At 73.2% G+C, this 22,575-nt stretch carries 23 protein-coding genes and 1 pseudogene; 8 read left to right on the top strand and 16 right to left on the bottom strand.

Annotated elements, in window-relative coordinates; translation table 11 throughout:
- Window positions 1-2: 2 nt before the first annotated feature.
- Window positions 3-899 (bottom strand): alpha/beta hydrolase, encoded by an 897-nt coding sequence (locus tag ACYQ77_RS12070; protein ID WP_459710385.1) that lies wholly within the window; start codon window positions 897-899, stop codon window positions 3-5.
- On the opposite strand from ACYQ77_RS12070, the gene ACYQ77_RS12065 reads away from it, so the two are divergent.
- Window positions 898-2,019 carry a PucR family transcriptional regulator gene (locus ACYQ77_RS12065; RefSeq protein WP_459710383.1) on the top strand — a complete coding sequence of 374 codons (1,122 nt, stop codon included), beginning with the start codon at window positions 898-900 and terminating at the stop codon, window positions 2,017-2,019. The genes ACYQ77_RS12070 and ACYQ77_RS12065 overlap by 2 nt on opposite strands.
- Before the next feature lie 757 nt (window positions 2,020-2,776).
- On the opposite strand, the gene ACYQ77_RS12060 is transcribed toward ACYQ77_RS12065, so the two are convergent.
- The 4 genes from ACYQ77_RS12060 to ACYQ77_RS12045 form a co-directional block, all read right to left on the bottom strand.
- Window positions 2,777-3,976, bottom strand: coding sequence for an ABC transporter permease (locus ACYQ77_RS12060; RefSeq protein ID WP_459710381.1), 1,200 nt, complete (start codon window positions 3,974-3,976; stop codon window positions 2,777-2,779).
- Window positions 3,973-4,644, bottom strand: coding sequence for an ABC transporter ATP-binding protein (locus ACYQ77_RS12055; RefSeq protein WP_459710380.1), 672 nt, complete (start codon window positions 4,642-4,644; stop codon window positions 3,973-3,975). Before ACYQ77_RS12055 ends, ACYQ77_RS12060 begins: the two co-directional genes overlap by 4 nt.
- The gene (locus tag ACYQ77_RS12050) at window positions 4,641-5,768 is read right to left on the bottom strand and encodes a peptidoglycan-binding protein (RefSeq protein ID WP_459710378.1); all 1,128 of its coding nucleotides are present in this window, start codon (window positions 5,766-5,768) and stop codon (window positions 4,641-4,643) included. The genes ACYQ77_RS12055 and ACYQ77_RS12050 overlap by 4 nt, the downstream gene beginning before the upstream one ends.
- 65 nt (window positions 5,769-5,833) lie before the next feature.
- Window positions 5,834-6,364: a hypothetical protein gene (locus ACYQ77_RS12045; RefSeq protein WP_459710376.1), complete on the bottom strand. Its 531-nt coding sequence runs from the start codon at window positions 6,362-6,364 to the stop codon at window positions 5,834-5,836.
- Between the two features lie 119 nt (window positions 6,365-6,483).
- On the opposite strand from ACYQ77_RS12045, the gene ACYQ77_RS12040 reads away from it, so the two are divergent.
- Both ACYQ77_RS12040 and ACYQ77_RS12035 read left to right on the top strand, forming a co-directional pair.
- The gene (locus tag ACYQ77_RS12040; RefSeq protein WP_459710374.1) at window positions 6,484-7,140 is read left to right on the top strand and encodes a response regulator transcription factor; all 657 of its coding nucleotides are present in this window, start codon (window positions 6,484-6,486) and stop codon (window positions 7,138-7,140) included.
- Window positions 7,137-8,351 carry a sensor histidine kinase gene (locus ACYQ77_RS12035; protein ID WP_459710373.1) on the top strand — a complete coding sequence of 405 codons (1,215 nt, stop codon included), beginning with the start codon at window positions 7,137-7,139 and terminating at the stop codon, window positions 8,349-8,351. Before ACYQ77_RS12040 ends, ACYQ77_RS12035 begins: the two co-directional genes overlap by 4 nt.
- A 109-nt stretch (window positions 8,352-8,460) precedes the next feature.
- On the opposite strand, the gene ACYQ77_RS12030 is transcribed toward ACYQ77_RS12035, so the two are convergent.
- Window positions 8,461-8,979 (bottom strand): OsmC family protein, encoded by a 519-nt coding sequence (locus ACYQ77_RS12030; RefSeq protein ID WP_459710372.1) that lies wholly within the window; start codon window positions 8,977-8,979, stop codon window positions 8,461-8,463.
- Window positions 8,980-9,159: 180 nt separating this feature from the next.
- On the opposite strand from ACYQ77_RS12030, the gene ACYQ77_RS12025 reads away from it, so the two are divergent.
- Window positions 9,160-10,002: a DUF1684 domain-containing protein gene (locus ACYQ77_RS12025; RefSeq protein ID WP_459710370.1), complete on the top strand. Its 843-nt coding sequence runs from the start codon at window positions 9,160-9,162 to the stop codon at window positions 10,000-10,002.
- Here ACYQ77_RS12025 and ACYQ77_RS12020 read toward each other — a convergent pair.
- The 3 genes from ACYQ77_RS12020 to ACYQ77_RS12010 form a co-directional block, all read right to left on the bottom strand.
- Window positions 9,999-10,319: a group I truncated hemoglobin gene (locus tag ACYQ77_RS12020; RefSeq protein ID WP_459710368.1), complete on the bottom strand. Its 321-nt coding sequence runs from the start codon at window positions 10,317-10,319 to the stop codon at window positions 9,999-10,001. The genes ACYQ77_RS12025 and ACYQ77_RS12020 overlap by 4 nt on opposite strands.
- A gap of 292 nt (window positions 10,320-10,611) precedes the next feature.
- Window positions 10,612-11,391 carry an MOSC domain-containing protein gene (locus tag ACYQ77_RS12015; protein WP_459710366.1) on the bottom strand — a complete coding sequence of 260 codons (780 nt, stop codon included), beginning with the start codon at window positions 11,389-11,391 and terminating at the stop codon, window positions 10,612-10,614.
- Window positions 11,392-11,472: 81 nt separating this feature from the next.
- On the bottom strand, window positions 11,473-11,673 hold the full coding sequence (locus ACYQ77_RS12010; RefSeq protein WP_459710364.1) for a hypothetical protein: 201 nt from the start codon (window positions 11,671-11,673) through the stop codon (window positions 11,473-11,475).
- Window positions 11,674-11,813: 140 nt separating this feature from the next.
- Between ACYQ77_RS12010 and ACYQ77_RS12005 the strand changes: the two genes are divergently transcribed.
- Both ACYQ77_RS12005 and ACYQ77_RS12000 read left to right on the top strand, forming a co-directional pair.
- Entirely contained in the window at window positions 11,814-13,364 is a 1,551-nt protein-coding gene (locus tag ACYQ77_RS12005; protein ID WP_459710363.1) for a hypothetical protein, read from the top strand.
- Window positions 13,365-13,376: 12 nt separating this feature from the next.
- Entirely contained in the window at window positions 13,377-13,700 is a 324-nt protein-coding gene (locus ACYQ77_RS12000; RefSeq protein ID WP_459710361.1) for an NIPSNAP family protein, read from the top strand.
- 72 nt (window positions 13,701-13,772) lie between these two features.
- Here ACYQ77_RS12000 and ACYQ77_RS11995 read toward each other — a convergent pair whose 3' ends face one another.
- From ACYQ77_RS11995 to ACYQ77_RS11965, 7 genes and pseudogenes are all read right to left on the bottom strand, one after another.
- Complete coding sequence (locus ACYQ77_RS11995; RefSeq protein ID WP_459710359.1) at window positions 13,773-14,354, bottom strand: hypothetical protein; 582 nt, start codon at window positions 14,352-14,354, stop codon at window positions 13,773-13,775.
- A 30-nt stretch (window positions 14,355-14,384) separates the two neighbouring features.
- A complete protein-coding gene (locus tag ACYQ77_RS11990) occupies window positions 14,385-15,344 on the bottom strand; it encodes an Acg family FMN-binding oxidoreductase (protein WP_459710357.1) in 960 nt (319 codons plus the stop codon).
- A 115-nt stretch (window positions 15,345-15,459) separates the two neighbouring features.
- Window positions 15,460-15,879 (bottom strand): CBS domain-containing protein, encoded by a 420-nt coding sequence (locus ACYQ77_RS11985; RefSeq protein WP_459710356.1) that lies wholly within the window; start codon window positions 15,877-15,879, stop codon window positions 15,460-15,462.
- A 127-nt stretch (window positions 15,880-16,006) separates the two neighbouring features.
- Window positions 16,007-17,992, bottom strand: a complete 1,986-nt coding sequence (locus tag ACYQ77_RS11980; RefSeq protein ID WP_459710354.1) for an ATP-dependent Clp protease ATP-binding subunit — start codon at window positions 17,990-17,992, stop codon at window positions 16,007-16,009.
- A 137-nt stretch (window positions 17,993-18,129) separates the two neighbouring features.
- Window positions 18,130-19,809 (bottom strand): hypothetical protein, encoded by a 1,680-nt coding sequence (locus ACYQ77_RS11975; protein ID WP_459710352.1) that lies wholly within the window; start codon window positions 19,807-19,809, stop codon window positions 18,130-18,132.
- Between the two features lie 16 nt (window positions 19,810-19,825).
- Window positions 19,826-20,674, bottom strand: a complete 849-nt coding sequence (locus ACYQ77_RS11970) for a hypothetical protein (protein WP_459710350.1) — start codon at window positions 20,672-20,674, stop codon at window positions 19,826-19,828.
- 97 nt (window positions 20,675-20,771) lie between these two features.
- Window positions 20,772-21,007 (bottom strand): annotated as a pseudogene (locus ACYQ77_RS11965) (4-hydroxy-2-oxovalerate aldolase); the annotation flags it as partial.
- 97 nt (window positions 21,008-21,104) lie between these two features.
- On the opposite strand from ACYQ77_RS11965, the gene ACYQ77_RS11960 reads away from it, so the two are divergent.
- Window positions 21,105-21,350 (top strand): hypothetical protein, encoded by a 246-nt coding sequence (locus ACYQ77_RS11960; protein WP_459710348.1) that lies wholly within the window; start codon window positions 21,105-21,107, stop codon window positions 21,348-21,350.
- Window positions 21,351-21,643: 293 nt separating this feature from the next.
- The gene (locus ACYQ77_RS11955; protein ID WP_459710346.1) at window positions 21,644-22,573 is read left to right on the top strand and encodes a helix-turn-helix transcriptional regulator; all 930 of its coding nucleotides are present in this window, start codon (window positions 21,644-21,646) and stop codon (window positions 22,571-22,573) included.
- Window positions 22,574-22,575: the final 2 nt, after the last annotated feature.

The raw sequence follows: 22,575 nt of genomic DNA, 5'->3' as shown, positions 1-22,575 counted from the left end.
CCTCACCCGGCCAGCCCGCGGCGCAGCGCCGCGCCCAGCTCGGCGAGCTGCCGCTGGGACACCTCGGCGGACACGATGGCCTGCGACCCGTGGAACGTGCCTGCCCACTGGTGCAGCTCGACCGGGACACCCGCGCGCAGCAGGCGCGTCGCGTACTCGATGTCCTCGTCGCGGTTCGGGCAGAGCTCCGCGGTGGCGACGTAGGCGGGCGGCAGGCCGGACAGGTCCTCGGCCCGGGACGGCGCCGCGTACGGCGTGGCGGCCGCGCCGCCGAGGTAGTGCCGCCACGCGGCGGCGACCTTGTCGCGGTTCATCCACGGCGTGTCGGTGAAGGTCCGCGCCGACCACGACTCCTGGCGGTCGTCGAGGCCCGGCTGGTTGAGCAGCTGGAAGCAGATCCGCGGGCCCTGCTCGTCGCGTGCCCGCAACGCGAGCGCGGCCGCGAGCCCGCCGCCCGCGCTGTGCCCGCCGACCGCGATCCGGTCCTGGTCGACACCCAGCTCGGCGGCGTGCTCGGCTGCCCAGGTCAGCACCGCGTAGGCGTCGTCGAACGGCGCGGGGAACGGGTGTTCCGGCGCCAGGCGGTAGGCGACCGAGATGACCACCGCGCCCGACAGGTCCGCGAGCCGGGCGGCCCACGGGTGCTCGGTGTCGAGGTTGCCCATGACGAAGCCGCCGCCGTGCAGCCAGACGATCGCGCCGTGCGCCTCGTGCGGCCGGTAGATCCGCACCGGCACCGCGGGGTCGGCGGGCACCGTGCGGTCCTCGACCGACATGCGCGACACGTCCGGGGCGGGCACGGAGACGGCCAGCTCGGCGAACTTGGCGCGCGAGCTGACCGGGTCGGTCAGGTCGGCCTTCGGGAACAGCGGGATGAACGCTTCGAGTTCGGGATCCATGCCGACCATCCTGGAGGGCGCCACGCCCGAGGTCGTCCGCCACGCGTCGCGCATCCCGGCCGGCGCACGCACCGATCGTCGCTATCCTGCGGACATGGAGGCACTGGCCGAGCGGTTGTCGCAGCTGGACACGCACGTCGAGGGTGCGCTGCGGGTGGTGATGTTCTACGACACGCTCATGCGCAGGCGCGTGGACCTGCCCGCGCTCGCCCGGTCGTCGGCCGGCCTCGCCGAGTGCGTCGCGGGCATCCGGCTGCACGGCACGGGACGCGTCGTCCGCTACTCGCCGCACGGCACGGAGGCGGGCCCGCCGGGCACGCCGTCCCTCACCGTGCCGATCACGCTCGACGACGAGGAGATCGGCACCGCGTGGCTGGAACGGCCGGGGGAGCCGGGCCCGCTCGACGAGGTGGTGCTGGACCGGCTCGCCATCGCGGCGGCCGCGGTCGTCGAGCGCTACGGCCCGGCCCGCACCACGATGGCCGACCCCGCGCTGGTGGAACTGGCGATCAGCTGCGACAGCGACGAGGCGGGCCGCAACCGCGCGCTGCGGCTCCTCGGGTTCGCCGCCGACCTGCCGATCCGGGTCGCGGCCGTGCGGTCGGACGTGCCGCTGGACCGGGTCGGCGGCCTGGTCTGCCCCGGCCGCCCGGTGAAGGCGGCGCCGCTCGCCGACGTCGGCGTCATCCTCGCCACCACGATGGACCCCGCGCGGTTCCCGGCCGGCGTGCTGGCGGGGATCGGCGTCGCGGCGAGCCCCGACCGGTCGTGGCAGGAGGCCCGCACCGCGTTGCGGTTCGCCACCGCGCGGCAGCCGGTCGTGGAGTACGAACGGCTGGGCGCCCTGGCGTTGCTGGCACACGTGCCCCGCGAGACCGCCCGCGACAACGCCGACGTGGCCGCGGTCGCCCGGCTGGCCGGGACCGACGTCGACACCCTCGACGCCTACTGCGCGACCGGATCACTGCGCCGCGCGGCGGACCTGCTGCACCTGCACCACACGAGCGTCGCCCGCCGCCTCGAGCAGATCGGGCAGGCGCTGGGCATCGAGCTGACCGACCCCGCAGGCCTGACGCGGGCGCGACTCGCCCTCACCACGTGGCGCCTGCTCGACGACTGACCCCGAACGCCGGTGCCGCCGTCGTTCCCGACAGTTGATGTGCTGGGACCGCGTGACGAAGGCCGGTGTGCCGGTGTTCACGAAGACCGACCACCCTCCCAGCTCGGAGCGGTTCGCGGTCTTCCTCGAGCGGCCGCACTCGACCGGGGCCGAATCACCGCTACCAGCGTGCCCCGGAACAGATCCCAGCAAGGCCCGCCTCACAGCCAGGGCTACCGACTCCCCAGACGGAGGAGTTACTCGGCTAGAGGTTCAGCGCATTCGCCAACAGGGCGAGACCCCGTGTGGTGAAGCGACCGCGGCATTTGTCCGAGCGCGTTGTCGTCCAGCATCAAGCTGCCATCGGTCAGGAGGTATCCGTCGTACGGTTGACCGAGGGGATGCAGGGGATCGGAGTCGTCGACGAGGCTGCCGTCGGGGGCCTGCGCGAGGATCAGCGGTTGGACCCCTCCGGGTGTCGGCGTCCACCCGCCCGGGACCGGTCGACTTTCCAGCCACCCGTGAACCTCAGCAAGCAGAGCTGGGCGTGGCTGCCGATCGGAAAAGTGCCGCCGGGATTCATGACGTACTCGTACGCGACCACCTGCCGGTACTCGAAGTAACTCGGGCCGATGAGGTGCGCGTTGTCTCGATGCCCTGCCGGACAGGTGCCCGCGATCGCTGGTCGGCCGCCGGTGCTCGCGCTTCCACCGGTCGGCGAAGACCGGATCTCGACGGGAGCACCGGCGCGGTGCGGTCGGGGCCGACCAGCCCGGCGTCACGGTGTGGCGAGTGCCTCGGTGGGGGAGAGGCGCGCGGCGCGGACCGCGGGGTACAGGCCGGCGAGCCCGCCGATCACCAGCGTGGCCGCCGCGCCGCCCGCGACCGCCCACAGTGGAATGACCGTCGGCCAGGCGCGGTAGGCCGCGTAGACCGCGGTGACGGCCGCGCCCAGTGCCGCGCCGCCGGTGCCGCCCAGTGCGGACAGCAGCAGCGACTCCGCCAGGAACTGGGTGCGCACCTGTCCGCGGGTGGCGCCGAGCGCGCGGCGCAGCCCGATCTCCGCGCGGCGTTCGAGCACGGAGATCACCATCGTGTTCGCCACGCCGACGCCGCCGACGAGCAGCGCCACCGCGCCGAGGCCGAGCAGCAGCCCGGTGAACGCCTCGTCGGCGGCCTGTTGCGCGACGAGCGCGTCCGACGGGCGGGACACCTCGACCTCGTTGGGTGCCTCCGGGTTGGCGGTGGCGCCGAGGACGCCGCTCACCGACTCGACCGAGGACTCCGCCGAGCGGGTGTAGATCATGGTGGGGCGGCCGTCGAAACCGAGGGCGGTCTCGGCGACCGGCCAGCCGACCAGTGCGGCGTCGTCCAGCTCCGGCGCGAGGGGCGCGGGCGCCAGGACGCCGATCACGGTGAACCAGCGGCCGCCGACCAGCACCCGGGTGTCCGCGCCGAGGTGACCGATCCCGAGCCGTTCCGCCGCGGCGGCGCCGAGCACGGTCGCCGGGTAGCGGTTCGTCGCCTCGTTGAGCCAGGTTCCGCTGCGCAGCCGCACGCCGGTGGTGGCGGGCAGGTCGGTGCGGGCGGCGTAGGTGGCGATGCCGTTGGTCCGCTCCTCGGGGATCCGGTCGGTGCGGTACACCTTCGCGTGCCCGATCCGCCCGACGGCCGACACCGACTCGACGGGACCGATCCGCCGCACCATCGCCTCGGCCGTGTCCGGGAGCCGCGCCGCCGCGCCGGTGAACGTCGAACCGGGCGACACGGTCAGCAGGTTGGTGCCCAGCGCGGCGAGCGTCCGGTCCAGTTCCGCACGGCTGGAGGAGGAGATCCCGACCACCGACACCATCGCGGCGATCCCGATCGCGATGCCGAGCGCGGACAGGAACGCTCGCAGCGGCCGGGTCCGCAGGCCGACCGCGCCGACCTTGACCACGTCGCGGGGCCACATGCGTGCCGGTTTGAGCGTCGTCATGCGGGCACCCCCACCCGGTCCGCGACGATCCGGCCGTCGCGCATCGACACCTGGCGGGGCAGCGACGCGGCGATGTCCCGGTCGTGCGTGATGATGACGACCGTGGTGCCCGCCGCGTGCAGGTCTCGCATCAGTGCCATCACGCCCGCGCCGGACGCGGAGTCGAGCGCACCGGTCGGCTCGTCGGCCAGCAGCAGCGGCGGTTCGCCCGCGACGGCCCGCGCGATCGCCACCCGCTGGCGTTCGCCGCCGGACAGCTCGTGCGGCTCGTGGTCCATGCGGTGGCCGAGCCCGACCCGCTCCAGCGCGACCGTGGCCCGGCGGCGCCGCTCGCCCGCGCGCATCCCGGTGTACAGCAGCCCGTCGGCGACGTTGTCCAGCGCCGGCACGCCCGCGGCGAGGTGGAACTGCTGGAACACGAACCCGATGCGGCTCGCGCGCAGCGCCGACAGCTGGGCGTCGGACAGCCGGGACACGTCGTGCCCGTCGATCGACACCCGGCCGGACGACGGCCGGTCGAGCGTGCCCAGCACGTTGAGCACGGTCGACTTGCCGGAGCCGGACGGGCCGACGATCGCGACCAGCTCACCGCGGTGGATCCGCAGGGACACCCCGCCGAGCGCGACCACGTCGGCGTACACCCTGGTGACGTCGTCGAGCACGATCACTTCGCCATCCCCACGGTCATGCCCTCCTCGATCCCGGCGCCGGAGATCTCCACCAGCCCGTCGGCGAACAGGCCGGTCTCGACCGGCACGTACCGGCTGCGGTTGCCTTCGACGACCTCGACGCCGTAGCCGCCCTCGCGCAGCGCGAGCAGCGCGGCCACCGGCACGGCCAGCACGTCCGCGCGTTCCTCGGCGGTGAACGTGACGTCCACCGACGCGAGCGCGTAGGCCGCGGCCGCCTTCTGGTCGGTGAGCGCCACGACCACCTCGACCTTCGTGGCCGGCTCCTGGCCCGGGGCGGCCGCCGGCTCGATCACCGTGGACACCCGCGCGACCTTCCCGGCGGTGGTGGTGCCGTCGGGCAGCGTGATCTCCACCGCCGCGCCCTTGACCGCCACCCGCTGGTCGGCGGCCGCCAGCTCGACGGTCACCGCCTTCGCCGTCCCGGAGTAGGTCAGCACGGTGTCGCCGGGCCGGACCGGCCGGCCCGCGCCCGCCGCGACGCTGTCGACCCGCACGTCGCCGGGCGCGAACACCACCCGCCCGAGCTCGACCACGCCGGTCTCCTCGAGCCCGAGACCGGCCTGCCACCGCTCGACGGCGTCGGCGGTCGACGCGGTGAACTCCTCGTCCACGGTGAACCCGGTGTGGCCGAGCGCGGCGAGGTTCTCCTCCAGCTGCCGCACGTCCGGGCCCTCGGCGCCCGCCGACAGCGGCCGGTAGGCGGGCATCGCCCCGTGCATCAGCACCACCGGCGCGCCGTCCACTGTGTACAGCGGTTTGCCCCGCGCCACGACGGTGCCGCTGTCGGGCACCGCGGTGAGCGTGCCGGCCAGGCGGCTCACCGCGGTGGTGTCGGTGCCGTAGCCCAGTTCGCCGTCGGCGGTGTGGCTGTCGCGCAGGGTCTGGCGGGTCACCGTGGCGCGGCCGGGCGGCAGGTCGGCGGCACCGTCCTCGGCTGTGCTCGCCTGCGGCCTGCCGAGCAGCACGAACGCCGCCGCACCGCCCGCCGCCACCACGAGTACGGCGGCGACGAGCACCCGCCCGCGACGTCGGCGCCGCGGGCGGGCCCGCCGGGGCTCGACGGCCCCGGAACTGTCGGTGCTCGCCGGTAGCGTGGACATCGGGGGACCCCCGGGCGCACGAGTGGGACTCTCGTTCGGGGTGTGCCCGATCGTGTCATCGGTCATCACTTGACCCCGGCGCCCGTGAGCGTGTCCTGACAGGTCTGCTGGGCGGTCTGGAAGTCGGGGTCCTGGCCCACCTCACCGGTGATCTTGAGACCGCCGCTGCCCGGCTCCGGGTCCGGGAACGCCTCGACGCCGTTGTCGCGCATGCACTGCGCGAACTCGCGGACCGCCGCCTCCCGCCGCGGATCCGGCTTGCCCGTGCCGTTCTCCTGCGGGTTGAACTCGCGGCACGCCTCCATCGCCGCCTGCACCGTCTCCTGCGTGGTCTCCGGCCCGATCTTCAGCTGGATGCCCTTGCCCGGTTCGGGGTCGTCCATGGGGACACCGTTCTCGCGCATGCACTGCGCGAACTTCAGGCCCATCTCGTCCCGCTCCTCCTGGCTGACCTCGTCGTCCGCGGCGGCCGCCGAGCTGGTGCCGCCCGCGGAGGCGACGTCGTCGGCGGCCTGCTCGTCGGCGGCGCAGCCGGTCATGGCGAGTGCGCACAGCAGCGGCAGCGCCGCCAGGGTCACGCGGGTCGGTCGTCGCACGGTCCTTCTCCTCGTTCGTCGTGCCGGAACGGGAGGCGATGCAACGCGACGGGTGGTTTCCCGGCTGTTTGCGCCCGCGCTAACCGGGAGGAAACACGGTGGTCGGCGATCATGCGGGTATGCGGGTGCTGGTGGTCGAGGACGAGCCGATGCTCGCGGAGGCGATCGCGGAGTGGCTGCGTGAGGAGGCGCACGCGGTCGACGTCGCGCTGGACGGGGCGGCGGCCATGGAGCGGCTGGGGGTCCACGACTACGACGTCGTGGTGCTCGACCGGGACCTGCCGGTGGTGCACGGCGACGACGTGTGCCGCTCGCTGGTCGAGTCGGCGGCGCCCACCAGGGTGCTGATGCTCACCGCGGCCGCCGAGGTCACCGACCGCGTCGACGGGCTGCGGCTCGGCGCGGACGACTACCTGACCAAGCCGTTCGCGTTCCCGGAGCTGGCCGCCCGCATCCACTCGCTCGGCAGGCGCTGCAGGCCCGCCGCGCCGCCGGTGCTGCGCCGGTCCGGCATCACCCTCGACCCGGCCCGCCGCCAGGTGTTCCGCGACGGCCGGTACGTCCCGTTGTCGAAGAAGGAGTTCGCGGTCCTCACCGAGCTGCTGCGCGCCGACGGCGCCGCGGTCTCCACCGAGTTCCTCCTGGAGAAGGCGTGGGACGAGCACATCGACCCGTTCACCGGGGTGGTCCGGCTGACGGTGCTGAAGCTGCGCCGCAAACTCGGCGACCCGCCGGTGGTGGAGACGGTCACCGGCGTCGGCTACCGCATCGCGTGAGGATCACGCTGCGGGTCCGGCTGACCCTCATCCACGGCGGGCTGTTCCTGGTCGCGGGCATCGCGCTGCTGGCGGTGACGTATCTCCTGCTCGGCAGGCAGATCGACCAGACCAGCCCGAAGATCCTCACCGCCGACCCGAACCAGACCCGGCAGGCCGAGGTGGCCGGCTCCGGCCCGAGGAAGCTGTTCGTCATCACCGCCACCGGCGACCGCCTCACCGGCGCGGACGCCGAGCGGTGGGTGGACGAGCAGTCGGCCGCGCTGCGCGACGCCACCACCACCTCCATGCTCACGCAGGGCGCCATCGCACTCGGCGTGGTCGCGACCGTGGCCGCCGGCCTCGGCTGGCTGGTCACGGGCCGGGTGCTCGCGCCCCTGCACCGGGTCACCGACACGGCCCGGCGGATCGCGGCCGCGCCCGGCGCCAACCAGGGCCTGGCGGAACGCATCAACCTGCGCGGCCCGGACGACGAGGTCAAGGAACTCGCGGACACGTTCGACACGATGGTGGCGCGGCTCGACCGGTCGTTCCACGGGCAGCGCAGGTTCGTCGCCAACGCCTCCCACGAGCTGCGCACCCCGCTCACCCTGGGCCGGTCGCTGGTCGAGGTCGCCATGCACCGCAGGTCGGCGTCGGCGGACGTCAAGGCGCTCGGCAGCAGGCTGCTGGAGATCAACGCACGGCACGAGCAGCTGATCAGCGGGTTGTTGCTGCTCGCGAAGTCCGACCACGAACTCGACGACCGCTTCCCGGTCGACCTGGCCGACCTGGTCGGCCACGTCGTGGAACAGACAGCGGCCGAAGCCGCCGCGGCGGGTGTCGTCGTGCACGAGGACGCCCGGGAAACCCCGGCCACCGGCGACGCGCTGCTGCTGGAACGGCTGGTGCACAACCTGGTCGAGAACGCCATCCGCCACAACACGGGCCCCGGCGGCTGGGTCCGGGTGACCACGCGGGCGACGGCGGACCGTGCCGAGCTGGAGGTCGAGAACACCGGCCCCCACGTCCCGGCGGACGAGGTCCCGGCGCTGTTCGAACCCTTCCGCCGCCACACCGCGGACCGCCTCGTCACCGCGAAGGGCGTCGGCCTCGGCCTGTCGATCGTGCGATCCGTCGCCACCGCCCACGGCGGCACCGCCACCGCCCGCGCCCGCGAGGAAGGCGGCCTCGTGGTGACGGTGACCCTCCCAGCCGCCGACAGCGCATGACCTGTCAGTTTCCCCGGCCGTCAGGAACCTTTCGGCGATCGGGCACCGCGATGAGTGCGACACCGAGGACATGTCTGCTCGTGCGCGGCGGTCGGCGTGGACGTCGGGGTCAGTCCAGGTCGACGGTGACGGGTACGGCCGCGGCGATGGTGTGCCCCACCGGCGACGACGCGGTGACCTTGACGTGCAGGGCCTCGAGGTCGGCGCGCGGCGCGGGGGAGGAGATCCGCACCTTCGCGGTGATCGAGTCGAAGCCCGCGTGCCCCTCCGCGAGGCCGAGGAACACCCGCAGGTCGATGTCGCCCTTGAGGTCGACCGTCAGCTCGTCGAGCTGGATGCCGGCCGCGGAGGCGTTCGCGGCGTAGCCGACGGCGAGGCAGTTGCCCAGCGCGGACAGCAACTGCTCCACCGGGTTGGGCGCGGTGTCGGCGCCGCCGAGGCCCGGCGGTTCGTCGGAGGGCACGGGGTCGAAGCCGCGGACGCGGGCGGTGGACTGGAAGCCGCCGGTCCACGTGACGTGCGCGGCCCAGGTGGTGCCCGCCTTCGCGGCGTCCTCCTGGATCGCCGAGACCAGTGCGCCGACGGCGGCGAGGTCGACGTTGTTCAGCGTGCCTGCTTCGACGGTCATCCGTTGCTCCCCGGTGTCGTGGCTGAGCCACCAGCGTCGGTCAGTGGACGAACTGTGGCAACAGCTTCCACATCGTGAAATCACCCCGTCGGTGAGCGCGCCGTCTCACCATGCGATCGACGTTGCCGCGGGGTGGCGGCAGCCGCATTCTCGGTCAAGGGCGACATCGCGGGAGGAACGATGGGTACGGACACCGCACGCCACGGCAGTCCCGCACGTTTCCTGTACCGATGGCAGCAGTGGCGAGTGGCCAGGGAACGCGAACTGGCCCACCCGTACGGGTGGCTGGCGCTCGTGTCCCTGGACTGGCTGTCGGACACCCCGCGGCGGTACCCGGCCGTGCCGGGCACGTGGTGGCAGGACCGGGACGCCGCCTATCTCGACCCCGGCGGCGCCGAGCTGACCGTCGACGGCGTGCCGGTGCCGGACGTGCGGCGGTTCGAGCTGGTCGACAGCGGGCCCGGGGCCCGGGTGGTGGCCGGTGACATCGAGGTCGAGGTCGCCCGCCGGTCCGGTTACCTCATCCGCGTGCACGACCCGAGCGCGCCTGCGCTCTCGGCCTTCGCGGGTGTGCCGACGTACGACCCGGACCCGGCGTGGGTGATCCCCGCGCGGTTCGAGCCGTTCGGCCGGCCGCGGCCCGTGACCGTCGGCGCCGTGGTCGAGGGGCTCAGCCACGTGTACGCCGCACCCGGGGTCGTGCGGTTCGAGCACGAGAGCGCGACGTACACGCTGACCGCGTTCAACGGCCTGCGCGGCGACGGGCTGAGCATCCTGTTCACCGACGCCACGAGCGGTGTCACCACCTACGCGGCAAACCGGGCGGTCGAGGTCGCGGCGCCCGACGACGGCGCGGTCCTGCTCGACTTCAACCGCGCGCGGAACCTGCCGTGCGCGTTCACCGACTTCGCGACCTGCCCGCTGCCGCCGGCGGGCAACCACCTGCCGTTCGCCGTCACCGCGGGCGAACTCCTGCCCTACGAGCGCAGGCGCGCCACCCCGCAGCCCCGCACGGAGAGCTAGCGAGCGGTCGAGACGATGTCGGCCGCCAGCGGGGCGACGACGCCGATGATCGCGTCCACTGTGCCCGGTGCGAGACCGGCCGCGGTCAGCGCGTCGCGCAGGTGGGTGGCCACCCGGTCGAACTGGCGCGGCGTGATGCCGAGGCCGCGGTGCACGTCCTTCATCGACCGGCCGCGGTACTCGTGCGGGCCGCCGAGCGCCGCCGCGAAGAACTCGACCTGCATGCCCTTCAGCCGGGGCAGGTTGACGCCGGTGAAGAACGCCGTCAGCTCGGGGTCGGCCACGACCCGGTCGTAGAAGTCGTCGACGACCGGCACGCCATGGTCAGCACCACGCCGCGGGCGACGTCGAGGCGGCGAACGCCACGTGGCGCCAGGCGCTCGACATCCTGGACGACCTCGGCCACGCCGGCGCGGAACAGGCGCCCTGCTGCACCACCTGACCGGGATGACCGAGGCCGTGGCGCGCCTGCGCGCCGAACTGCCGAACGTCATGGACCACCTGGTGACCAGTCCTCAGTAGACAGCCGGGTCGGCCCGGCACCGCGCTCCGCGCGCCCGTCATCGTGCGCCACCGCTGAACCGCACGGCGCGCCACCACCGCCACGGCCTACCGCAGCTCGGTGACGGTGACCTCGTCCCCGACGGCGATGTGGCCGGGGGTGAGCACGGCGGCCTTCATGCCGAACGCGACCCCGTCCGGCTCGCGGCGGTAGTCGGCGAGCGTGCGCAGCGGTTCGGGACCGGCCCGCACGCCGGCTCGCTGGTCGACCAGGGTGACCGCGCAGCGGATCGCCAGCTCGCCGAACGCGAGCTCGGCGGTGCCGACGGTCATGCGGCTGACCCGGTCCTCGGTGTGCGCCTCGGGCCAGCCGGAGACCACCACGTTGGGGCGGAAGCGGCTCATCGGCACCGGCGCCGCGCCCCGCGCCAGTATCCGCGTGTTGAGCCCGTCGAGCGCGGACTCCGACGTGACGAGCAGCGCGGTCGGATCGACACCGCGCCGCGACCCCGGCGGCTCGCGCACGAGGCGGACCGGAAGTCCGAGAAATTCCGAAAGCCACCCCGCGGCCTCGTCACCCTGGTCGATTCCGGTACCCGGCCATTTCTCCACCGCCACCGCCAGGAACCGCCCATCGGCGCGCGTTTCCACGACGAGATCATCGGCGCCGGGAGCGCTCAACACGATCACGGCACCCGAGTCCAGCACCCGCCCGCGGACCGTCGCCATCCGCGGCACCGCGCCCTGCCACAGGCATTCCCCCGACCGGTCGACGACCGCGTAGGTCCGGTCGTGCGTCAACCCCGCCGACGTCACCTCGCTGCGCTCGAGAACGACCCCGGCGCATTCTTTGATGGGATAGCACACCAATTCGGAAACGACTGCCATACCGTCCAAAGTACTGGCGCAGCGGCGTTGTCGATGCCGCTGAAGGGACGCAGCACAAAAGCGCGACGGCGGGGCTGAGGCCTACCGGTCGGAGTCGTTGTCCGTGTCCGCGGTGTGGGCGCTGTGCAGGCTGCCGTCGGTGCCCACGCCCGGCCGGTCGGTGCGGTTGTGGTGGTGGTGCGTGTGTGCGCTGCCGTCGGTGCCGACGCCCGGGCTCAGGTCCTCGTCGTCGGCGTCGGGGACGGGGTCCCGGTCGGGCCGGGTGTGGTCGTGGGTGGACATGGGGCACTCCTTCGGGACGCGTGCGGTCCTCGTCCTCGGACTACCCCGGGCGGCGAGCACTCACTCCCGTCCGCGCCCGTCGTTCCTCGCCAGTGGAACGATCCGGGAACCCGGCTCGGCGGATGGTCGTCCTACCGTTCGTGACGGAGAGGCCGGGCAGAAGACCGTGGGCGCTGCCGGCAGCCGCGTTGCTCGGGGTGGCCACGTGGTTCGCGGGGCGAGGGCTGTGGTCGCCGGCGCCACCGGTCGACGTCGCCGACCGGCTGCTCGGAGTGAACGTCCCCGGCGTGGCCCGCTACACCACGTTGCTGCTGCTCGCCCTGAGCACCCTGGGCGCGATCGTGCTGGCGTGGCGCCGCGTACCGGTGCCGCGCCGGCCGGTGGCCGCGCTGGTCGCGGGGGCCGTCCTGGTCGGCGGGGCCTGGCTCGGCGGCGGCGTCTGGGCCGGGCGTACCGCGGCGGCCGTCCTCGCCGACTCGGAGGACCACACGACGGCCGCCGAGGTGCCGGATCCGCGGCCGGAACCACCCCGTGGCCCGGAAGGCGAACTCGCCGAGGTGTGGCGCCAGGGCGACGACGTCCGGTACGGCGACCAGGCCGCACTGGTCCCCGGCACCGACCTGGCGGTGACGCTGGGGTTCCCGGCGGGCGTGGGCTCCGGCTACGGGCTGTTCGTGCTCGACGCCAGGACCGGCGAGGAGCGGTGGCACTACCGCATCCGGTCCACCGAGAACACCTCCGCGGGCGGCTTCATGGGGGTGGTCGCCGGTACGCGCACCGGGACGTTGCTGGCGGTGGTGAGCAACGTGGCCGTCCTGTTCGACCTGGGCACCGGGGAGGTGACGAACCGCTTCGCGCTGCCCCACGTGCCAGGCGACGCGCGGTACCGGGTGCTGTCCGACTCACCCGTGCGCGGCGACCGCGCGGTGATCCAGCTGAGCGGCCGGCCGGTGGGTTATCTCGCGGCGCACGGCGAGGGCGTCGCCATGTTGCTGAGCGTCGACCTGACGACGGGGAAGGTGCGCACGGCGGACCGCGCACCGGGCGGTGAGTGCCACTACCAGCCCGCCGGTCTGTCCACGGTGGACAGTTTCGTCGTCCGCGCCGGCCGGGGATGCGGAAAGCCCGCGGTGCTCTCGATGGCGGGGGAGCGGGTCGTCGCGACCTTCGACCTGCCCGCCGTCGAACAGGCGGCGACCACCTGCACCGACCCCGAGTGCGACGGCCCGGCCGTGTCGGCCGCCGCCGGTCGGCTGGTGGTCGACGTGGGCGGCGAACTGCACGCGTTCGCCCGCGACCGGTCACTGTGGACGGTGTCGGTGCCCGAGGGGGCACAGGTCACCGCGGTGGGCGAGAGCAGGGTGGTCGTCGAGACACCGACGGGCACGACCGTGCTCAACGGCGACACCGGTGAGGTCATCGGATCGCTCGCCCCGCTGCCGGGCACCGGCGACGGCAGCGAGGTCACCCCGGACACGGGCTGGTACCGCATCCACCGCCTGGACGACCACACCGTCGAGGTGGTCCGGCTGGACCCGGGTTCGCTGACGGTGGCGGCGCGCAGCGCCCCGGTCCCGTGCGGGACGAACCTCGCGACCGACCCACCACCACTCAGCGCGGCGAGCGGCAGGCTGTTGATCTCGTGCTGGCCCTCGCCAGGCGAAGCCACCACGACGGTGCTGGGCGTGTGAGACGATCCCCACATGATCATCGAGATCCGCACGTACCGGCTGCGACCGGGAACAGCGGACGACTTCGTCACCACCATGCGCGAGAAGGTCGTGCCGCTGCTGCGGGCCGCGGGGATCCGGGTCGTCGACGTCGCCAGGTCCACGGTCGCGGAGGACGGCCACGAGGAGGCGCTGCTGGTGCGCGCGTTCGACTCGCTGGCCCAGCACCGGGAACAGGAAGACCGCTTCTACCGCAGCGACGCGTGGCGGACCGGTCCGCGAGAGGAGATCGTCTCCCGGATCGAGCAGTACCACTCGGTCGTCCTGGAACACCCGGCCTGGGTCACGCTCCCGTAGCGGCACGCGTGCACCGGCGCGGTGGACACGGTTCTGCCGGCCACCTCCACGAGGTGACCGGCAGCGGGGGGTTCAGCGGAGCCAGGGGTTCTTCTCGACGATCGGGAGGCGCTGCCACCCCTTGCCGAAGCCCCACGTGTTGCCCGCGGCCGTGAGCGCGAGAACGATCATCACGATGGCGTAGACGAGGTGGTAGTCCAGCACGGGGTTGCTCGACATGGTGGGCTCACCGGCGTCGGTGACGCGGTCGAGCGGCCACTCCGCCGCCCACATGAGCAGCATCATCAGCGTGCCCGCGACCGCCGTGACCCGCAGGCCGATGCCGAGGACCAGGGCGAGGCCGATGCCGGCGAGGCCGAGCATGAACAGCCAGTCCGCCCACCACGCGCCCGCCATGCCGCGGAACACCGCCGCGAACGGGCCGTGGTCGATGCCGCCGAGGAAGCCCTTGGTGGGCGACCCGCCGTCGAGCCACGCGCGTTCGGCCGGGGTGGCGTAGCCGAGGCCGAAGGTCTTGTCCAGGAAGGCCCACAGGAAAACCAGGCCGGTCGCGATCCGCAGCACCGCGGCCATCACGGCGCCGGCGGCCGGCGGCGCCGTGATCGTCACGCGCTGCGCCGGGATGTGGTGCTGGGGGTGGTCCTTGATGGCCATCGTCGCCTCCGTTGTCGTGTCCGTACGCCATCAGTCTTCGCGGCGGCGACGGTCCCGTCCGGAGGAGAAAGGTCGTGATCGGGACACCCTTGGGCCACTGCAGGCAGGGACCTTCGACCCGCCGGCGTCGGCGCGGATCACCTCGTCGACGGTCCGGCGCGGGGTGGCCGGGAGGCGTGCGGCGGTGGTCGGCGCCCAGCCGAGCCGGATGACGAGCTGGGGTTCGGCGGCACCGCCGAGGACGCGGTCGCGGAGGTGCCCGCGGCTGCCCGCGATCTCCAGCGGCTCGGACAACGGACACGTGGCGAGGCCGAGTTCGGTCGCGGCGAGCAGCGCGGCGCTGGTCGCCTCGCCCGCCCGGAGCCGGGACAGGACGTCGTCACCGGCGGTGGCGACGACGACCAGTTCGGTCTGCTGTCCGTAGCGTTTGCCGGGCGGTGCGGTGAGCGTGCCGCGCGGGAACGCGTTCGCCTGGATCACCGCCGCTTGGGCGATCGCGCCCGCGAGTGCGAACCGGGCGGCCGGATCGACGACCGGGACCGCCAGGGCGCCGTGCGCGCGTGCGCGGGCGGCGATGAGCCGCAGGTGGTCCGGCGGCACCGGCAAGGACGACATGCGCCTGCGGTCGGTGTGCCGTCGCCGGATCGCCGCCGCGGCCGCGATGTCCCGGTCGGACGGCTGGTGCGGGCGGAACTCGAGCGCGGCCAGGTGCTCCGGTGCGGCGGGGTCGGGCAGGCGGTGGACCGCGGTGGCCCAGCCGAGCGCCGCGGCCGCGACCCGGAAGTGGTGGAGGGCGGCGCCGCAGCTGATCAGCAGGTCACGCCCGCCGGGGTCGCCGGCGGGCACGTGCCGGGCCCAGTCGGCGAACAGGTGGACGGACCCGTCGTCGATCCGCCACCGCCACGGCTGGGTGTTGTGCGCCGAGGGAGCCCGCACGGCGAGGGCGATCGCCGTGCGGAGGTGCTCACGGCCGGGCATCGCGATGTTCATGGTCAACTCTTCCGGAGGTGCCGAACGCGTCAGTCCCACGGTCGTCCGATCCGGAAGGGAGCAGCAGGGTCTTAAGCCACCACGCGACGGGCAACCCGTCCCTGCGCCAGGACGATCAGGTGTTGCCCTCCTCGGCGCTGATGTCGGCGAGCGCGGAGCTAGGGTCGCGTGCCACGGCGGCGTCGCCGATGGACAGCACCCCCACCGGCCGCCCGTTCTCGACGACCGGGATGCGGCGCACGGCGGCCGCGCGCATGCGGGCGATCGCGGCCTCGGCGTCCTCGTCCGGCGTCACGCTGATCACCTGGTCGCTGCAGACGTCGCCGAGCGAGCACGTGGACAGGTCGTCCCAGTCGGCCACACCCCGCACGACGATGTCGCGGTCGGTGACGATGCCACGCAGCTCGCCGCCGTCGACGACGAGCACGTCGCCGATGTCCTGTTCACGCATCGCGCGTGCTGCCTCCCGCACCGGCGTGTCCGGCGGCAGCGCGACCGGGTTCGACGTCATGATCTCTCGTACCAGCTGAGCCATCGCGGTCTACCTCCTCGTCTCGGAGCGACACAGCGGGCTACCCGGTGCGGCCCGCAGCACACCCACCGACCTCGCCGCGTCGTGTCCGTCCAGGGCGACGAAGGCCGATCGCACCGAGTACCGGTGCTCAGTCCGGATCCACCGGCACAGCCCGGTCCGTGATGGTCAGCACCGGCGCGTCGCCCTCGACGCCGACGGTGACGTGCTGCCCGCCGCGCAGCTCACCGGACAGCAGCGCGTGGGAGAGCCGCCGGTCCACCTCCCTGGCGATGGTGCGGCGCAACGGGCGGGCGCCGTACTCCGGGACGTAGCCGCACGCGGCGAGCCACGTCAGCGCCTCCTCGGTGACCTCGAGGGTGATGTCCTGTTCCCGCAGGCGTTCGCGGGTGTCCTCCAGCAACAGCGCGGTGATCCGGCGCAGCTGCTCGGCGTCCAGCCCGCGGAACAGGATGATCTCGTCGAGCCGGTTGAGGAACTCGGGCCGGAAGTGGCGGCCGACGGCGGCCAGCAGCGGGTCGCGCACCTGCTCGACCGGGACCCCGGACAGCGCGGCGGCCAGCAGCTGGTCGGCGCCGATGTTGCTCGTCATGATGATCACCGTGTTGGCGAAGTCCGCCGTGCGGCCGTGCGCGTCGGTCAGCCGGCCCGCGTCGAGCACCTGGAGCAGCGTGTTGAAGACCTCCGGGTGCGCCTTCTCGATCTCGTCGAGCAGCACGACCGAGTACGGGGTGCGGCGAACGGCGCCGGTGAGCCGCCCGCCCTCCTCGTAGCCGACGTACCCGGGTGGCGCCCCGGTCAGCCGGGTCACCGTGTGTTCCTGGGCGAACTCGCTCATGTCGAACCGGATCAGCCGGTCCGGCGAGCCGTACAGCGCCTCGGCGAGCGCCCGCGCGACCTCCGTCTTGCCCACCCCGGTCGGGCCGAGGAACAGGAACGACCCGATGGGCCGCCGCGGGTGCTTGAGCCCGGTGCGGCTCCGCCGCACCGCGTCGGCCACCGCCTCGACCGCCTCGTCCTGCCCGACGATCCGCCGGTGCAGCTGCTCCTCGAGCTGCAGCAACCGGTGCCGGTCGCTCTCGGTGAGCTGCGCGACCGGGACGCCGGTGCTGCGGGACACGACCTCCGCGACGTCGTCCGCGCGCACCTCCGGCGCGGTCGCCAGCGCGGCCCTGGCGGCGTTCAGCTCGGCGACCGCCTCGGCGAGCCGCTCGTGGTCCTCCTGTTGCAGCCTGCGCACCCGGTCCTCGAGCGCGACGATGTCCGGCGCCGCGGACTTCTGCCGCAGCCGCACGCGCGCGCCCGCGCGGTCCAGCAGGTCGATCGCCTTGTCCGGCAGGAACCGCTCGGTGACGTACCGCGCCGACAGCTCCACGGCGGCCACCACGGCCTCGTCGGTGATGCGGACGACGTGGTGCCGTTCGTACCGCGCGCGCAGGCCCTTCAGCATCGCCACGGCCTCCGGCGCCGACGGCTCGTCGACCACCACGGGCTGGAACCGCCGCTCCAGCGCGGCGTCCTTCGCGACGTGCCGCTGGTAGTCCTCGACCGTGGTGGCGCCGATGACCTGCAACCGGCCGCTGGTCAACGCGGGTTTGAGGATGTTCGCCGCGTCCATCACCGCCCCGTCGGCGCTGCCCGCGCCGACCACGGTGTGCAGCTCGTCGATCATGAGCACGACCATCCGGTTGGTCGCGGTGACCTCGTCGATGACGCCCTGCAGCCGCTCCTCGAACTCCCCGCGGTACTTCGAGCCGGCGAGCATCGCGGGCAGGTCTACGGAGATCAGCCGCCGGGCACTGAGCGTGGGCGGCACGTCACCACTCGCGATCCGCGCCGCGATCCCCTCGACGATCGCCGTCTTGCCCACCCCGGGGTCGCCGATCAGGACGGGGTTGTTCTTGCTGCGGCGCGACAGCACCTCGATGATCTCGTCGATCACGTCGTCGCGCCCCACCACGGGGTCCAGCTCCCCGTCCCTGGCGGCGGCCGTCAGGTCACGCCCGAAGCGCTCCGCCCGGCGGGTCTGCGAGCCGGGCAGCCCGAGCCCGGAGAACAACCGGCCGACCAGGTCCTCCAGCGGATTGGACCCGAAGCCGAAGAAGTCGTCAGCCAACGCCCGCCACCTCCCGCTCGATGGACAGCGGCACCGCCCATCCTCCTCGACCGGACGAGGAGGTGCCAGACGACGGCACCGCGACGAGGTCCGGATCCGGCGATCGTGGTCCGCGCGGTGGTGTCAGCGCATGGCGGTCAGTCGGAGGTCTCGTCGCTCTTGCCGGACGACGTGCCCTCCTCGGCCGGCTTCGCGGACTGGTCCGCGAGCCACCGGTCGTAGCGCTCCTGCTGTTCCTCCGCCTCCTGGCGGGACGGGCTGCCGGGCGGCGTGCCCCAGTAACCGGGCGGGCTGGCGGGCGGGTCCTCGAACGGCGAGCCCATGGGCGAGTCCGGGGTGGCCTCCATGAAGTCCTTGTGCAGCCCGGAGATGTCCTGCGTCAGGCCCTGGCCCGCGAGTCCGCCGCCGGTCTCCGGGACGTTCACGATCAGGTTCGTGCCCTCGCGCAGCGACGTCAGGTACTGCACGAACTGCGTGCCGCCCGGCTGGATGCGGTTGGTGTGCACGAACATGTTCCACAGGTCGGTGATGTCGCCGACGCCCAGCTCCTGCGCGACCGCCGCCAGGCCGCGGATCACCGTGGTGTCCCAGAAGCCGCCCGGTTCGTTGTTGAACTCGACGTTCCAGCCGTTCTGGTGCGCCAGTGCCAGGGTGAGCCAGCACATGGCGCACGGGCGCTTGGTGCCCGCGACGACCGCCTTGCCCGTGTGCCCGGACTTGATGAGCGCCAGCACCAGGTGCTGCTCCGCGTGCGACTTGCCGCCGTCCAGCGCCTTCACCGCGAGCACCTTGTGCTTGTACGCGGGGTCGACCAGGCGCTGCGCGGCCTCGTCGATGGAGAACGGGCCCTGCACGGTCAGCGCGTTCTGCACGTGGTTCTTCAGCACCCGCAGGAAGCTCTCCAGCTCCCGCCTGCCGTCGTGGTCGGCGCGGAAGCCGGTCTCCAGCTCCGCGAGTTCCTTCGCGCCCGCGAGGTGTCCCGGCGTGAGCTCCGCGTCGGCGGGCACGGCCCGCAGCGCCTCGCCGACGACGCCGATCTTGTAGCGCCGCAGCAGTGCGTGGTCGGAGTTGTCGGCCACCACGGCGCCTGCGGCGCCCTGCAGCGCGGCGCCGAGGTCGAGGCCCGCCAGGCTGGTGACGGTGTCGGTCTCGTTGGTGCTCACCAGGACGCGGTCGTTGGCGAGCATCGCCTCGACCTCCATGGTGGACACCCGCTCGAACAGCAGGTTCGACAGGTTCCCGAGGTACTGACGGGTCTGCTCGCCGATCTTCATCTCCGGGTAGGCCGCGAGGACCCCGCCGGGGTTGAGGTTGAACGCGCCCTTCTGGTGGCCGAACGGCCGCGCGTAGTTCTCGTCCTCGCCCAGGATGTGGGTCGTCGTCTTGTCCTTGATCGCCTTGTTGGTCACCTTGCGGTTCCTCGGCAGCGTGCCGTCGGCCTGCGCGGGCGTGCTCGAGCCGAGGTGCGCGTCGAGCAGCCGCCGCTCCTTGCGCACCTCGTCGAGCTTCTCGCTGACCTCGGCGACCCGCTTGCGCTTCTTCTCCTTGACCGCGTCGGTCAGCGGCGTGTCGCGGGTCGTCGCGTCGGTGGCGAGGTAGGACTTCACGTTGTCGGCGAACGCCCGGGAGCCGCGCTCGATCAGGTCGACGACGCGGGGGTCGACGCCGCTGAGCCTGCGTGCCAGCTGCCGGTAGCCCATGGTCGGCGGGAGCGGAGCGGGCTCCTCGTCGACGGTCATCGTCTCCACGGCCTCGCCGTCGCCCGCGGCGCCGGTCTCGTCGCCGGTGCTGTCCCCGGTGGGGAACGAGGATGTCACTGCCGGTGCCCTTCCCTCAGCCCTGCTTGCCCATGTCCGGCACCTGCTCGGCGAGCAGCTGCCCGGCGCGCTGCCCGAACAGCTCGAAGATCTCGTCGTCGGACAGCTCGTCCGGCGTGATGCCCATGTCCCGCACACCGGCGACGACGGTCTGGAACTCGGCCGCCATCGCGGCGACGACCACGTCACCCGCCGACGGCTCGTCGTCGGCCGTCACCTCGGCCGGCACGTCGGCTGCCACGTCCGCCGGCACGTCCGGTGCCGCGCCGACCTCCTCGAAGGGCCGCCACCGGTCGCCGTCCAGCCAGGTGCTGGAGGGCTCGTCGTAGGCGAGCCAGCGGCCCGCGCCGTCGTGGAAGCGGTACCAGAGGCCGTTGCGGGTGCGTTCCCACACGTCGTCGGCGGTGTGGTGGTACTCGTACTCGCCGTCCTGCTCCGCGTACCGGCGCCACCGGCCGGTCGCCTCGTCGAACCGCTGCCCGGCCGGATCGGGCTCCTCGTCGCCGCCCTCGAACGGCAGCGGCGCCCACTCGGCGAGCGCCGCGAACCGCCGGTCCGCGCACACCTGGGCGCCCTGCTGGTCCGTGCTGATCCACAGCCCCGCCCACTCCGGGCCCATGTCGTACCGCTCGGCGGGCACCGCGAGCGCCACGAGGCGCAGGTGCTCGAAGAGGACGTCGACGCCCGAGTGGTCGCCCGCGTCCGTCAACCCGGAGATCAGCGCGTCGTAGCCGTACTCGCCGTCGACCAGGTCGCCGCGCCCGCCGCGCACCGCGCTGTCGAAGGACTCGAACGACGTCGCCCCCGCGCAGACGGGGGCGAGGTCGTCCACGAGCTTCTCGAAAGGGCCCCAGTCGAACGCCATGGTTCGAACCTAGGGTGCGCACGGCCACCGGCCGATGCCCGTTCCGGCTGTCCTTTCGGGCACGCAACTGTGCACCTCACCGCGCGGCGAGCGCGATCGCCTCGTGCGTGAGCAGTGCGCCTGCCGAGTCGGTGACGTACGGGCACCGGCACCCCGCGTCGACCATGATGCGTGCCTGCTTCGCCAGGTCCTCGGGCGTGGTCCGGTGCGCCACCATCAGGAACCGGCCGTCTCCATGCCCAGGTCGCGGGCCGCGGCGAAGTGCTGCGGCGACACGTCGGCCTCGGTGCAGTGGGTCGCGACACGCACCATGTCCGCGCCCGCGTCCCTGGCCCGCCCGGCAGGAACGTGACAGCAGGTCACGACGATTGAAGCGATCGAGGACGGGGCACCCCTGGCGTGGGAATGGTTCGCGCCAGGGAGGTCGGTCATGCGTACGGTCAGCGCGCAAGGGTTGGTGATCGGTTTCTCGGCCGTCGCGAGCACGGTGCTGCTCATGTTGACGCCGGTGCTGGCACTGACCGGCGCCATGGGCGCGACCACGTGGACGGGCACGATCGGCGCGGCACTGCTGGCGGTGTGGCTCCTGGCGATCAACGTCCGTCGCCGCCCCGCGCGGGCCACCGCCCCGCGCGCGGTCGCGAGGCCGCTGCACCCCGTGCGGAACCGCCGGTGAGGCGTCCGCAGTCCGCCCCTCTCGGTCCGGGCGAACCGCATCGGCTGCCCCGGCGCGAACCGTACGGCGCTTTCCTCGCCGCCACCCCCGCGCTGCCGCACGAACCTCGGATCGCCACCGGCTGAGCGAGGCCGCGGCCCGGACCGACGCATGCGGAATTGGTCCAGTCTCGATGCGGCCATGCCGCCGATGATTGTCCGCACGGGTGATCGGGGCCCGGAGCGGTAACAGAAATGGCGGCCGGGAAGACTCACTGTGCGCCGGGAGCGGGATCGACGGATGGATTTGGGGCGATGAGTCACGCGGTGCGCACGTCGGACCTGGCGGGCCTCGTCAGTGCCGAGGCCGAGGAACTCTACCGACGTCTCCTGGCCGCGGGATCGTTGCGTGTCAACTCGGACGACGGTCCCGGCGGACCGGTGGGGCTTGCCGAACTTCTCGAATGTGGGGTGATTTTCCGGGTCGGCGGGGAAGTCCGGGCGGTCGACCCGGCGGCCGCGCTGCGGATTCTTCTCGCCGCTCGGCAGCACGAGGTGCTCGACGCGCAGAGCCGCATTCTCGACGGGTGGCACCAGTTGTCGAAAATGCTGCCGTCGGCGTTCGGCGCCCCGGGTGGCGGGGACGGCGTCCGGGTGATCAGCCGCGTCGATGACGTGGTCGCGATCATGACCGAACTGCGGTCCTCGGTGGGCTCCAGGATGCGGTCGATGGAGACAGACGACTTCCCCGCCCTGCGGGCCGCGGGGACCCGGTCAGCCACGATCGTCCGGCAGGTCCTCTGCGAGTCACACCTGGTGGGTGGGGACTCAGCGGTCTGGCCACCCGCCTCGGGGGAGGAGGTCCGGCTGCGTGCCCGGCTGCCGGTCAGGCTGTTGCACGTCGACGACCGGGTCGCGCTCGTGACCACCGACCGCACGGCGACGACCGCGTTGCTCGTGCGGTCGCCGCCGGTGGTCGAGTTGCTCGGGGACTGGTTCGACCTCCTGTGGGACCACCCGGCCACGCTGCGGCACCCGGTCGGCGGCGCCGGTCCCGCGCTCAGCCCGGCTCAGCGGGACGTCCTCACGCTGATGCTCGACGGCGGCGGCGACGAGGCGATCGCGCGCAGGCTCGGTGTGAGTGTCACGACCGTGCGCAGGCACATCAAGGCGATCTACGGTCTGCTCGGCGTCAACAACCGGTTCGCGGCCGGCATCGCCGCGGCCAGGAGGAAGTGGGTCTGACC

This window comes from Actinophytocola sp. KF-1, assembly GCF_054661535.1.
The sequence above is the reverse complement of the archived record's forward strand: the minus strand, read 5'-3'. Positions and strand labels throughout refer to the sequence as shown.